We start from the raw sequence: 13,152 nt of genomic DNA, 5'->3' as shown, positions 1-13,152 counted from the left end.
CTCGCGTCCGGTGTAGCCCATGCCCTCGGTCGTCGTCGCCTTGACGCTGACCCGGTGCACGGGCAGCCCCATGAGGTCGGCGACGCGCTGGCGCATGGCTTCGCGGTGCGGCTTGATCTTCGGCCGCTCGCAGACCAGCGTAACGTCGGCGTTCAGGATTCGGCCGCCCTGGGCCGCCACCCGTTTCACCGCGTGGATCAGGAACTGGTCGGAGGAGGCGCCCTTCCACTTCGGATCGCTCGGCGGGAAGTGGTCGCCGATGTCGCCGTCGGCGATGGCGCCCAGCACCGCATCGGTCAGGGCGTGCAGGCCGCAGTCGGCGTCGGAGTGGCCGATCAGGCCCAGGTCATGCTCGATGCGGACGCCGCACAGCCAGACCACGTCGCCGGGACCGAAGCGGTGGGCGTCGATGCCCTGACCCATGCGCACGATCCGCTGCGACGCGGCCAGGTGTTCGGCCATCAGGAAGTCCTCGGGATAGGTCAGTTTCATCAGCATCGGATCGCCGGCCGCCATGGCGACGCTTCCGCCGGCGCGCTCCATCACCGAGGCGTCGTCGGTCGGCTCCTCCGACGCCGGCCAGCGCCGATAGGCGGCCTTCAGCCGGCCGAAGCGGAAGGCCTGCGGGGTCTGGGCGCGCCACAAGCCCTCGCGCGACACGGTCTCCTCGACCAGGCCCTCGCCGCGCTTCAGGGTGTCCGGGACGGGCAGGGCAGGCACCGCCCCGTCCGCCACCTCCAGGGCGGCCAGCAGCCGCTCGACGTGGGCGCGGGTCACGAACGGACGCGCCGCGTCGTGGATCAGCACCGGCTCGTTGCGCCCGCAGCTGAGCGCGGCGAGCCCCGCCTGCACCGATTCCGCCCGCGTCCGGCCTCCCGTGACCGCGCGCCAGCCGGCGAGGCCGTCGAGGGCGGCGTCCACCTGTGAAAGCCGATCGCGGGCCACGACGACGACGACCTCGCCCGCGCCGGCCGAGAGCAGGCCCTCCACGGACCAGCGCACGATCGGCCGCGAGCCGAGGTTTCGCCACGCTTTGGGTTCACCCGGTCCCGCCCGCAGACCCGAGCCGGCCGCCACGACAACTGCTGAGAACGCCATGGGCCTTCTTTAGGGCGGCGCTTGCAAACGATCCAGCTTTACGCAGCCGCGAAATGTGCCTAAAAACAGTGCTGTGAGGTTGACTATAAAATGAGCAGTTCGCTGAGGATCGGCTCCGTCGACATCGGCGGCCGGGCCTGGATCGCGCCGATGACCGGTGTGTCCGACCTGCCGTTCCGGCTCGCGGCCAGCCGGTTGGGCGCAGCTTACGTGGCGACGGAAATGGTGGCCTGCGCCGAGCTCTCGCGCGGCCGGCCGGACGTCGTGCGCCGCGCCGCGGTCGGCGAGGGCCTGCCGCTGATGGTGATCCAGCTGGTCGGCCGCGATCCCGTCCACATCGCCGAGGGCGCGCGGATGGCCGCGCGCGCCGGCGCCCAAATCATCGATCTCAACTTCGGCTGCCCGGCCAAGGAGGTCACCGGCGCGCTCTGCGGCTCGGCGCTGATGCGCGAGCCGGAGCTTTCCGCACGGCTGATCTCGGCGGCGGTCGACGCGGTCGACGTGCCGGTGACCGTCAAGATGCGGCTGGGCTGGGACGACGCCTCGCGCAACGGCCCGCAGTTTGCGGCCATGGCCGAGGGCCTGGGCGTCGCGGCGGTGACCGTGCACGGCCGGACGCGCTGCCAGTTCTACAAGGGCCGGGCCGACTGGCGGGCCGTCGCCGAGGTGAAGTCCGCAGTCTCCATCCCCGTCGTCGTCAACGGCGACATCGCGGACGGCGCGAGCGCCCGGGCCGCTCTGGAGGCGTCGGGCGCCGATGCCGTGATGATCGGCCGCGGGGTCTACGGGCGGCCGTGGATCGCCGCCCAGATCGAGGCGGAACTGGCCGGCCGGCGCTATCGCGAGCCGGAGCCCGAGGCGCGCCTCGCCATCGCGGTCGAGCATTTCCGCGACAGCCTCGCCTTCTATGGCGAGCGTCTCGGCCTGAAGATCTTCCGCAAGCACCTGGCGGCCTACATCGAGCAGGCCCCCAGGCCCGCGAGCGCCGAGGCCCGGCGCGAGGCGCGCGCTCGCCTTTGCCGGTTGGAGGAGCCGGCCGCGGTCGAACGCGGCCTGGAAGAGCTATGGATCCGCGATCAAACCAGGCTCGCCGCATGACCAGCCCGAACAAGAGACAACCGCCGGGGGTCGGCGCCGACGCGCTGAAAGCCGCCGCCTTCGACCTCAGTCCCGATCCTGCCCTGGTGGTCGACGCCGACGGCGCCCTGGTGGCCGTCAACGAAGCCGCCGAGGCCCTGTTCGGCCAAGGGCTCGGGCTGCTCGCGCGCGGCCGGTTCCGCGCCGCCTTGCCGCCGGGTTCGGCGCTGGTGTCGCTGCTCAACCTCGCCATCGAGCAGGATGCGCGCGTCCGCGAGCGCGGCTTGCAGATCAGCCTGTTCGGCCTGCCGCCGTTCGAGGCGGATGGCGCCGCAGCCCCGCTCGGCGACGGCTCGGTGCTGCTGACGCTCTCGGTGAAGCTGGGCCTCAGTCCCGAGCGCGCCGGCGCCGAGGCCGCGGGCCTGCGCTCGATCGTGGGCCTGGGCCGGATGCTGGCGCATGAGATCAAGAACCCGCTGGCGGGCATCCGCGGCGCAGCGCAGCTGCTCAAGAGCAGCGCCAAGGCCGAGGACGCCCCGCTCGCCCAGCTGATCGTCGATGAGACCGACCGTGTGCGCCGGCTGGTCGAGCGGATGGAGGCCTTCTCCGACGACCATCTACCGAATCGCACCCCGATCAACATCCACCAGGTGCTGGACCGGGTCCGGGCGCTCGCCGCCAACGGCGTCGCCGACGGCCTGGGCCTGAAGGAGAGCTACGACCCCTCGCTGCCGCCGGTGCTCGGCGACGAGGACCAGCTGATCCAGATCTTCCTCAACCTGGTGAAGAACGCCGCCGAGGCCGCCCATGGGCGCGGCGACGGGCGCGGCGAGATCTCGATCGCGACCGCCTATCGGCACGGGGTGCGGGTGCGGGCGGCGAAGGGCCAGTCGCTGCGCGGCGCGCCGCTGGAGGTGCGGGTGCAGGACAACGGGCCGGGCGTGCCCGCGCACCTGCGCGAGCACCTGTTCCAGCCGTTCGTCACGTCCAAGGCCAATGGGGCAGGCCTCGGCCTGGCTCTGGTGGCCAAGCTGGTCGCCGGCCACGGCGGCCTCATCGATTTCGAGTCGGAGCCGGGGCGGACGGTGTTCCGCGTGCTTCTGCCGATCGCTTCCGAGGGGGACCTGTCCGCATGAACGCCGTTCAGAAGAAGATCCTGATCGCCGACGACGACTCGTCGATCCGGCTGGTGCTGAGCCAGGCTTTCACGCGGTTGGGCTATCAGGTGCGGGCCACCGGCAATGCGACGACGCTGCTGAAGTGGGTGTCCGACGGCGACGGCGACCTCGTGGTCACTGACGTGGTCATGCCGGACGAGAACGTCTTCGACGTGCTGCCGCGCATCCGCAAGGAGCGGCCGAAGCTGCCGATCATCGTCATGAGCGCTCAGAACAACCTGGTGACGGCGGTCAACGCCGCCGAGGTCGGCGCCTTCGACTATGTGCCCAAGCCCTTCGACCTCGACGACATGACCTCGGCGGCGAAGCGGGCGCTGTCCAGGCCGGCGGACGCCGAGGCGGCGAAGGCCCAGGCCCGGGCGGTGCGTGACGACCGCCTGCCGCTGATCGGCCGCTCGGCGCCGATGCAGGACGTCTATCGCACCATCGCCCGCCTCGTCGGCGCGGACCTGACGGTGCTGATCACCGGCGAATCCGGCACCGGCAAGGAACTGGTGGCCCGCGCCCTGCACGACATGGGCCGCCGCCGCGACGGCAAGTTCGTGGTGATCAACCTCGCCGCCACCCCGCGCGAGCGGGTCGAGACGGAGCTGTTTGGCAAGGAGGACGGCGACTACGGCAAACTGGTCGAGGCCGACGGCGGCACGCTGTTCCTCGACGAGATCGGCGACATGCCGCTCGACGCCCAGACCCGGCTGCTGCGGGTGATCGACGGCTCCGAACCGGCGCTCAATCCGAAGACGGGCCGCCGGCCCAACGTGCGGATCATCGCCGCCACCAACCGCGACCTGCGCGGCCTGATCCAGCAGGGCCTGTTCCGCGAGGACCTGTTCTTCCGCCTGAACGTCGCCCCGCTCCGGCTGCCGCCGCTGCGTGACCGGGCCGAGGACATCCCCGACCTGGCGCGCGCCTTCCTGCTGCGCGCCAACCGCGAGGGCCTGCCGGCCAAGACCATCGATGCGGCGGCGCTGGACCGGCTGAAGCTGCACCGCTGGCCGGGCAATGTGCGTGAGCTGGAGAACCTGATCCGCCGGGTCTGCGCCCTCTACGGCGAGGATCTGATCACCGCGCGCATCATCGAGCGCGAGCTGGCCGACCAACAGCCGATCATCGAAGGCCAGCAGGGGCCGGAGACCCTCTCGCAACTGGTCGAGCGCAAGCTCGCCACCTACTTCGCCGACGAGCCGGACGGCCTGCCGCCGGCCGGGCTCTACGACCGGGTGCTCGAGGAGGTGGAGCGGCCGCTGATCCAGCTGACGCTGGCCGCCACTCGCGGCAACCAGCTGCGCGCCGCCGAGATCCTTGGGCTGAACCGCAACACCCTGCGCAAGAAGATCCAGGACCTCGGCGTCGAGATGGCCCGCGGGCGGCGGTAATCCTTTGAGCGTCACCGCGGAAGCCGCGCAGCGGCTATCCAGATGACGCGGGAGCGGCGGCGCGTAGGATCAAACTGACGCACCGCCGCAACAACGCTGTTGAATTCGGGGCACAGGGGCTTAGGCTCCCCGGCGCATGTCGTGGCTTGTGGATCACATCCGGGGGAACCCCACGATCCAGCGCATCTGGCGCGTGTTGCAGGCGCGCGTGGTGCTGGGCGCAGGCTACGGCATAGCGATCGCGCTGACCGCCATCAGCATCATGCTCGCCGCTTCGCCGCCGGCGAGCGGGCCGATCGGCCCGGCCAGCCAGCTGATCCTGACGATGCTGGGCTTCAACCTGGTGTTGATCCTGGCGCTGTCGGCCGTGGTCGCGCTGCAGTTCGTGGGCCTGGTCAAGGCGCGCGCCAGCGACGCCGGCGCGCGCCTGCACCTGAGGTTCGTCACCCTGTTCGCCCTGGCCGCCGTCGTGCCGGCCGTGGTCGTGGCCCTGTTCATGGGGGTGCTGGTCAACCAGGGCGTCGACCGCTGGCTTGGCGGCCGCGTGCAGACGGTCGTGGAGAACTCGGCGATGGTCTTCCGATCCTATCTCGACGACCAGACGCGCTACATCGGCGACCACGTCACCGTCATGGGCGCGGACCTCAATCGCGAAGGTCCGCGGCTGCGCGCCAATCCGATCAGCCAAAGCCGATATCTGCAGCTCCTGGCCTCTTACCACGCGTTTCCAGCCGCATACCTCATCGACCGCGAGGGGCGCGTCCTGGCGCGCGCCGAGAGCGGCGATACGCCGCCGTACGTGGTTCCGCCGCCCTCCAGCTTCAAGGCCGCGGACGAGGGCGACATCTCGGTGCGGCCGGTGGAGCAAGCGGACCTGATGCGCGCCGTCTATCGGCTTCGCGCCTATCCCGACGCCTACCTCTATGTCGTCCGGCCGGTGGAGAAGGGGATCCTCAACCACCTGCGCGAGGCCGAGGGCTCGCTGGTCGCCTACCGCGAGGCGGCTTCCAGCCGGGCGCGGATCCAGGCCATCTTCGCCCTCAGCTACGCCGAGACGGCGCTCTTGGTGGTGCTGGGCGCGGTGTGGCTGGGCATGGCCGCGGCCAGCGCCATCTCCGCCCCCGTCGCCCGTCTGGTGCAGGCGGCCGGGCGGGTCGCCGGTGGTGACCTGAGTGCGCGTGTCGATGCTGAAGCAGATCCTGAAGAGATCGCTGTCTTGTCTCGTGCTTTCAACAGCATGACGCATGATCTTCAGGTTCAGCAGCAAGCCTTGCGCCAGGCGCGGGAGGACGCCGAGAGCGACCGCCAGTTTATCGAGACCGTGCTGGCGGGCGTCAGCGCCGGAGTCATCGGCCTGGATCGCAAGCGGCGGATCTCGGCCGCCAACAGCCAGGCTTCGGTGCTGCTCGGTTTCCACGGCGATCCGCGCGGGCGGGAGCTGACCGAGGTCGCGCCCGAGTTCGCCGCCGTGCTGGCGGAGGCCGGGACCGGCGCACGGGCCGAGGAGGAGGTCGACGTCGTGCGCGGCCGCGAGAGCCGCCGCCTGCAGGTCCGCGCCAGCCGGACCGAGGAAGGGCTGGTGTTGACCTTCGACGACATCACCCGCCTGGTCACCGCCCAGCGCAACGCCGCCTGGCGCGACGTCGCCCGCCGCATCGCCCACGAGATCAAGAACCCGCTGACCCCGATCCAGCTGTCCGCCGAACGGCTGCGCAAGAAGTACCGCAAGGACGTGCCGCCGGCGGAGATCGAGACCTTCGACCGCTGCACCGACACCATCGTGCGCCAGGTCGGCGACATCGGCCGGATGGTCGACGAGTTCTCCGCCTTCGCCCGCATGCCGACGCCGAAGTTCGCCGAGCACGACGCCGCCGAGCTGCTGCGCGCGGCGGTCTTCGCCCAGCGGGTCGCCAGCCCCGAGATCGAGATCGTGCTGGAGGAGCCGCCGCCGGTGACCCTGCTGGCGGACGGCCGGATGCTCGCCCAGGCGCTCACCAACGTGCTGAAGAACGCCTCCGAGGCGGTCGAGGCCAGGCGCGCGGCGGCGCCGAAGCACAAGGGCCGCATCACCGCCAGGCTCGTCGCTGACGACGGGCGCGTGGCGTTCGAGGTCGAGGACGACGGCGTGGGCCTGCCCGACAAGGACCGCGACCGCCTGACCGAGCCCTACGTCACCACACGCGAAAAGGGCACGGGCCTGGGGCTCGCAATCGTGAAGCGAATCCTTGAAGACCACGGCGGCGAGCTGGACCTGACCGACGCCCGCGTCGGGTCCGGCGCGCTCGCCATCCTGAGCTTGCCCGCCACCGCGCGGGTGCGACCGCAATCCGCGGCCAAGACCGTGACCGCTTAGAGGACCTAGTTGCATGGCGTCTGACGTTCTTGTGGTCGATGACGAAGCGGACATCCGCGAGCTGGTCGCGGGGATCCTTTCCGACGAGGGCTATTCCGTCCGCACCGCGGCGAGCTCCGAGGAGGCGCTGGGCGCCGTGCGGGCGCGCAAACCGGCGCTGCTGATCCTCGACATCTGGATGGCCGGCGGCGGCATGGACGGCCTGGAGCTGCTCGACATGGTCAAGTCGCTCGACGCCGACCTGCCGGTGATCATGATCTCCGGCCACGGCAACATCGAAACCGCGGTCTCGGCGATCAAGCGCGGCGCCTACGAGTTCCTGGAGAAGCCGTTCAAGTCCGACCGGCTGCTGCTGGTGGTCGAACGGGCGCTGGAGGCGACCAACCTGCGGCGCGAGAACCGCCGGCTGCGCACCCAGGCGATCACGCCGGAGGGGCTGATCGGCCGTTCGGTTCCCGCCCAGCAGCTGCGCCAGACGATTTCGAAGCTCGCCCCGGCCAACAGCCGCGTGCTGATCTCCGGGCCGCCAGGCGCCGGCAAGGAGACCGTGGCGCGGCTGATCCATGGCGGCTCGCCCCGCGCGCGGGGCGAGTTCGTGGCGATAAGCGCCGCCGGCATGACGCCGGAGCGGATGGACGTCGAGCTGTTCGGCCAGGAAGGCGAGGGCGGCCGTCCCGCCAAGATCGGCGTCTTCGAGCGCGCCCACGCCGGCACCCTCTATCTCGACGAGGTGGCGGACATGCCGCGCGAGACGCAGGGGCGGATCCTGCGCGTCCTCGTCGAGCAGCGCTTCCGCAGGGTCGACGGCGACGCCGACGTGCAGGTGGATGTCCGGGTGGTGTCCTCCACCTCGCGCGACCTGCGCGAGGAGATCGCCGCCGGCCGCTTTCGCGAGGACCTGTTCCACCGTCTGAACGTGGTGCCGGTCAACGTGCCCGGCCTTTCCGAGCGGCGCGAGGACATTCCCGAGCTGGTGGAATATTTCATCGACCGGATCTGCGAGGCGACCGGCATGCCGCGGCGGATGCTGGCCGACGACGCGCTGGCCGCCCTGCAGGTGCGCGCCTGGCCCGGCAACCTGCGCCAGCTGCGCAACAACATCGAGCGGATGCTGATCCTGGCCTCGGGCGCACCGTCCGAGCCGATCACCGCCGAGATGCTGCCGGCCGAGGCGTCGGTGAACCAGGCCAGCACCACGCTGGGCGCCGAACGGATCATCGCGCTCCCGCTGCGCGAGGCGCGCGAGGTGTTCGAGCGCGAGTACCTCAACGCCCAGATGCTGCGCTTTTCCGGCAACATCTCGCGCACCGCCGCATTCATCGGCATGGAGCGCTCGGCCCTGCACCGGAAGCTCAAGTCCCTCGGCCTGACCAGCGGGCGTTCGCTGGAAGAAGAGGTCGGTTGATGGGGCGCATCGCCTATGTGAACGGCCGCTTCGTCCCCCACGCCCAGGCCACGGTCCACATCGAGGACCGCGGCTATCAGCTCGCCGACGCGGTCTACGAGGTCTGGTCGCTGTTCGACGGCAAGATGGCCGACGCCGAGGGCCATTTCACCCGCCTCGAACGCAGTCTCTCTGAGTTGCGGATCGCCATGCCGATGAGCCGCCGGGCGCTGACGCTGGTGCTGCGCGAGGCGATCCGGCGCAACCGGGTGCGCGAGGGCCTGCTCTATCTGCAGGTCAGCCGCGGCGTAGCGCCCCGCGACCACGCCTTCCCAGGCGACGAGGTGCGTCCTTCCGTGGTGATCACCGCCAAGTCGTTGGACCGGGCGGCCGTCGAGGCCAAGGCCGCCAGGGGCGTCGCGGTCGTGACCGCGCCGGAGAACCGCTGGGGGCGCTGCGACATCAAGACGGTGGGGCTGCTGCCCAACGTGCTGGCCAAGCAGAAGGCCAAGGAGGCCGGCGCGGCCGAGGCCTGGTTCGTCGACGAGCTGGGTTTCGTGACCGAGGGATCGTCCTCCAACGCCTGGATCGTCGACGCCGACGGCCGGCTCCGGACCCGCGACACCAACGCCAACATCCTGCGCGGCGTCACCCGGCGAACCCTGATGGACGTGATCGCCCGGGAGGGGCTCGCCGTCGACGAGCGGCCGTTCACGCCGGCCGAGGCGGTCGCCGCGCGCGAGGCCTTCGTCACCGGGGCGGGAACCCTGGTGCTGCCGGTCGTGGCGGTGGACGGCAAGCCGATCGGAAATGGGGCGCCAGGACCGCTAGCGATGCGGCTCCGGCGCCTCTATATCGATGAGGCGCGGGCCGGGGCCGTCTGAGCGCAGCGAGTTTATTGCGTCGCTGACACAACCTAGCCTAGCGTGACCTTGCGTGTGTGGGCGGCGCGTGGCCGCTCGAACCCAATAAGAGGCGGAAAAGCCGATGAGCGAGAAGAAGCAGAACCTGCAGGACACGTTCCTGAACAGCGTGCGGAAGTCCAAGACGCCGCTGACCATCTTCCTCGTGAACGGGGTGAAGTTGCAGGGCGTCGTCAGCTGGTTCGACAACTTCTGCGTTCTGCTGCGCAGGGACGGGCAGTCGCAGCTCGTGTACAAGCACGCCATCTCCACCATCATGCCGGCTCAGCCTGTGCAGCTGTACGAGCCGGCCGAAGACGATAACGATTGAGTTCATCCAAGCTCGTTGACCGCGGGGCGCCTGTTCAAGGCGCCCTCGTCATCCACCCCGATCGGGAGGGTCGCGGCGCCTCGCGGGGCGCCGGCGCGCGCCTCGAGGAGGCCTGCGGCCTGGCGCTCGCCCTCGACCTCGAGGTGCGCGACGCGATGGTCGTGACCTTGCGCAAGCTCACCCCGGCCACCCTGTTCGGCAGGGGCAAGGTCGAGGAGATCGCCCATTTGGTGGACGACCGCCAGGCCGACGTGGTCGTCGTCGACGACGCGCTGACGCCGGTGCAGCAGCGCAATCTCGAGAAGGCCTGGACGGCCAAGGTCGTCGACCGCACCGGGCTGATCCTGGAGATCTTCGCCCGCAGAGCCCGCACGCGCGAAGGCCGCCTGCAGGTCGAGCTGGCCCGGCTCTCCTACGAACGCTCGCGCCTGGTGCGCACCTGGACGCACCTGGAGCGCCAGCGCGGCGGCTTCGGCGTCATGGGCGGCCCGGGCGAGACCCAGATTGAGACCGACCGGCGCCTGCTGGCCGAGAAGATCGGCAAGCTGAAGCGCGAACTGGCCGAGGTCGGCCGCACGCGAACCCTGCAGCGGTCGGCGCGCAAGCGCGTGCCCTATCCGGTCGTGGCGCTGGTCGGCTACACCAACGCCGGCAAGTCGACGCTGTTCAACCGGCTGACCCAGTCGGAGGTGCTGGCCGAGGATCTGCTGTTCGCCACCCTCGATCCGACCCTGCGCTCGCTGAAGCTGCCCGACGGGCGCCCGGCGATCCTGTCGGATACGGTGGGCTTCATCTCCGACCTGCCGCACGAACTGGTCGAGGCCTTCCGCGCCACCCTGGAGGAGGTGCGCGAGGCCGACGTGGTCCTCCACGTCCGCGACATCGCCTCCGAGGAGACCGACGCCCAGGCCGCCGACGTCCGAGGGGTGCTGGAGCGGCTGGGCGTGGACATGGACGAGCGGCGGATCCTGGAGGTGTGGAACAAGCTGGACCTCGTGCCGCAGGACGAACGCCAGACCCTGGTCGGCGACGCCCGCCGGGCGCACCCGCCCGCCATCCTGGTGTCCGCCGCGACCGGCGAGGGCTGCCGCGAGCTTCTGCAGGCGGTGGCGGGCCTGGTCGACGAGGCCCCCCCGGTCGAGGTGCGCACCCACGCAGGCGACGGCGCGGCGGTCGCCTGGCTCTACCGCAACGGCCGGGTGTTGGAGCGCCAGACCGGCGAGGACGGCGGCGTGCGGATGGAAGTCAGCCTCTCGGCCCAGGCGCTCGGGCAGTTCGAGCAGCTGTTCCCGAACGCGCAGGTAAGCGCGTCCCTCCCTTGATCAAGGGAGGGATTTCTCTGCCGCCTTCGCCTCGTCCCACAAGGCGTCCATCTCCGCTAGGTCGGACTGCTCCGGCGTCTTGCCGCGTTCGCTAAGTTTCGCCTCGATGTAACGGAATCTCCTGGCGAACTTGGCGTTGGCGAAGCGCAGCGAGTCCTCCGGGTCGACGTCGAGCGTGCGCGCGAGGTTCGCCACCACGAAAAGCACGTCGCCCATCTCCTGGCGCGCCTTCTCGACATCGCCGGCGGCGAGCTCGCTCTCCAGCTCGGCCACTTCCTCGTGCAGCTTCTCCATGACCTCCTTCACCGACGGCCAGACGAAGCCCACGCGGGCCGCGCGCTTGGAGAGTTTGACGGCGCGGGTCAGCGCCGGCAGGCTCACAGGAACATCGTCCAGGAGGCTCGCGGCGCGTCCCTTCAGGTCGCGTTCCTCGGCCTTCAGGGTCTCCCAGCCGGCCTTCTGGTCGGCCAGGGAGGCGTAGGATTCCTCGCCGAACACGTGCGGGTGGCGGCGGATCATCTTGTCGTTGATCGCCTGGGCCACGTCGTCGAAGGCGAAGGCGCCCTGTTCCTCGGCCATCCGCGAATGGAACACCACCTGCAGCAGCAGGTCGCCGAGCTCGTCCTTCAGGTCGGCGAGGTCGCCGCGCTCGATCGCGTCGGCCACCTCATAGGCCTCCTCGACCGTGTAGGGGGCGATGGTGGCGAAGGTCTGCTCCTGGTCCCACGGGCAGCCGGCGGCGGGGTCGCGCAGCCTGGCCATGATGGCCAGCAGCCGCTCCATCGGCGACAGCGACTCAGGCGGGGGAGGGGCGCTCATCGCAGCCATCATAGGCGCCGTCGCGTGACAGTCACAGCCTGGGCCGACACTTGCAGCCGCGCCGGTCGAATCTCGACCGCTGGATCAAACTGGAGCACCTCCCCCGTGTCCGCCATCCAACTCCGCACCGTTCCCGGCCTCTGGATCGGCCGCCGCACCGTCCTGCTCGCCGAGCGTGAAGTCCGCGGCGGCCAGACCGCCTTCCACTGCGGGGCCTGCGACGACGTCGTGCTCGGCGCCGACGAGGCGCTCGACCTGCGCGACGTGGTCGTGAAGTGCCGCTGCGGGGAATACAATCAGGTCTGAGCCACGCCCCGGCGATCACTGCCGCGGGCGCTTTGCAAGCGCGATCGCTTTCGCACTAATCACCCCGGATGCGGTCGGACCCATCGCGCGGATGGCGTCCCGACGTGATGCGGAGGAAAGCGATGGACCTTACGAACGCCTCGGTTCTCGTCACCGGCGGCGCCGGCGGTTTCGGCGGTGCGACTGCGCGCAGGCTCGCCAAGAAGGGCGCGAAGGTCGTCATCGCCGACGTCGCCGACGAGCGCGGCCAGGCGCTGGCCGAGGAACTGGGCAACGGCTCGGTCTACGTGCGCACCGACATCATGGACGAATCCTCGATCGCCCGCGCGGTCGAGACCGCCGCGGGCCTGGCCCCGCTGCGCGCCGCGGTGATCGTGCACGGCGGCCCGCCGCCGCCGGACGCCGGCGGCCGGGTGATCAACCGCGAGGGCAAGCGCCTCTCCATGGCGCATTTCACCCAGCAGGTGCACGTCTTCCTGTCGAGCGCCTTCTGCGTGTCCAGCTACGCCGCCGAGGTCATGGCCAGGAACGAGCCGCTGGCGTCCAACCAGCGCGGCGTGATCATCAACACCGCCTCGATCGCCGGCTTCGAGGGCCAGCCCGGCCAGACGCCGTACTCCGCCGCCAAGGGCGGGATCATCGGCATGACCCTGACCATGGCCCGCGACCTGGCGCCGCTTGGCATCCGCTGCATGGCCATCGCGCCCGGCGCCTTTTTCACCTTCGCCTACGGCAAGATGAGCGAAGAAGAGGCGTATGAGCGCTGGGGCAAGCTGGTGCCCAACCCCAAGCGCATGGGCGACCCGGACGAGTACGGCATGCTGGCCGAGCAGATCGTCCAGAACGACTTCCTGAACGGCACGACCATCCGCCTGGACGGCGCCCAGCGGTTCTAGGCCTTAAGCGACGGCGCTCCGCTATCGCGGCTGGCCATTCTCCCAATAGTACCGGCCTGTGTCCCGGTCGTAGTAGTAATAGCGGCCGGCGCGGTCGTCGTAGTACTGCC

At 70.4% G+C, this 13,152-nt stretch carries 12 protein-coding genes and 1 pseudogene; 10 read left to right on the top strand and 3 right to left on the bottom strand.

The window, feature by feature from the left end:
- On the bottom strand, positions 1-1,098 hold a 1,098-nt coding region (locus VJS38_RS02905), incomplete at its 3' end, for a bifunctional 2-C-methyl-D-erythritol 4-phosphate cytidylyltransferase/2-C-methyl-D-erythritol 2,4-cyclodiphosphate synthase (protein WP_324086652.1).
- 90 nt (positions 1,099-1,188) lie between these two features.
- On the opposite strand from VJS38_RS02905, the gene dusB reads away from it, so the two are divergent.
- From dusB to hflX, 8 genes are all read left to right on the top strand, one after another.
- A complete protein-coding gene (gene dusB, locus VJS38_RS02900; protein ID WP_324086651.1) occupies positions 1,189-2,196 on the top strand; it encodes a tRNA dihydrouridine synthase DusB in 1,008 nt (335 codons plus the stop codon).
- A complete protein-coding gene (locus VJS38_RS02895) occupies positions 2,193-3,311 on the top strand; it encodes a two-component system sensor histidine kinase NtrB (protein WP_324086650.1) in 1,119 nt (372 codons plus the stop codon). Before dusB ends, VJS38_RS02895 begins: the two co-directional genes overlap by 4 nt.
- Entirely contained in the window at positions 3,308-4,729 is a 1,422-nt protein-coding gene (gene ntrC, locus VJS38_RS02890) for a nitrogen regulation protein NR(I) (RefSeq protein ID WP_324086649.1), read from the top strand. Before VJS38_RS02895 ends, ntrC begins: the two co-directional genes overlap by 4 nt.
- A gap of 136 nt (positions 4,730-4,865) precedes the next feature.
- Positions 4,866-7,082, top strand: coding sequence for a PAS domain-containing sensor histidine kinase (locus tag VJS38_RS02885; RefSeq protein WP_324086648.1), 2,217 nt, complete (start codon positions 4,866-4,868; stop codon positions 7,080-7,082).
- Positions 7,083-7,095: 13 nt separating this feature from the next.
- Entirely contained in the window at positions 7,096-8,487 is a 1,392-nt protein-coding gene (locus VJS38_RS02880; RefSeq protein ID WP_324086647.1) for a sigma-54 dependent transcriptional regulator, read from the top strand.
- Entirely contained in the window at positions 8,487-9,350 is an 864-nt protein-coding gene (locus VJS38_RS02875; RefSeq protein ID WP_324086646.1) for a D-amino-acid transaminase, read from the top strand. The genes VJS38_RS02880 and VJS38_RS02875 overlap by 1 nt, the downstream gene beginning before the upstream one ends.
- Positions 9,351-9,453: 103 nt before the next feature.
- Positions 9,454-9,699: an RNA chaperone Hfq gene (gene hfq, locus VJS38_RS02870; protein ID WP_324086645.1), complete on the top strand. Its 246-nt coding sequence runs from the start codon at positions 9,454-9,456 to the stop codon at positions 9,697-9,699.
- A complete protein-coding gene (gene hflX / locus VJS38_RS02865) occupies positions 9,696-11,021 on the top strand; it encodes a GTPase HflX (protein WP_324086644.1) in 1,326 nt (441 codons plus the stop codon). The genes hfq and hflX overlap by 4 nt, the downstream gene beginning before the upstream one ends.
- Here hflX and mazG read toward each other — a convergent pair whose 3' ends face one another.
- Positions 11,022-11,840, bottom strand: a complete 819-nt coding sequence (mazG, locus tag VJS38_RS02860) for a nucleoside triphosphate pyrophosphohydrolase (RefSeq protein WP_324086643.1) — start codon at positions 11,838-11,840, stop codon at positions 11,022-11,024. It lies immediately after the preceding gene.
- Positions 11,841-11,945: 105 nt separating this feature from the next.
- Here mazG and VJS38_RS02855 point away from each other — a divergent pair, with 105 nt between their 5' ends.
- On the top strand, positions 11,946-12,146 hold the full coding sequence (locus tag VJS38_RS02855) for a hypothetical protein (protein WP_324086642.1): 201 nt from the start codon (positions 11,946-11,948) through the stop codon (positions 12,144-12,146).
- A 122-nt stretch (positions 12,147-12,268) separates the two neighbouring features.
- Positions 12,269-13,042: an SDR family NAD(P)-dependent oxidoreductase gene (locus tag VJS38_RS02850; protein WP_324086641.1), complete on the top strand. Its 774-nt coding sequence runs from the start codon at positions 12,269-12,271 to the stop codon at positions 13,040-13,042.
- Between the two features lie 21 nt (positions 13,043-13,063).
- Here the strand turns inward: VJS38_RS02850 and VJS38_RS02845 are convergent.
- Positions 13,064-13,152 (bottom strand): annotated as a pseudogene (locus VJS38_RS02845) (hypothetical protein); the annotation flags it as partial.

Origin of the sequence: Phenylobacterium sp. (genome assembly GCF_035276905.1) — a bacterium.
Lineage (GTDB): Bacteria > Pseudomonadota > Alphaproteobacteria > Caulobacterales > Caulobacteraceae > Phenylobacterium.
The sequence above is the reverse complement of the archived record's forward strand: the minus strand, read 5'-3'. Positions and strand labels throughout refer to the sequence as shown.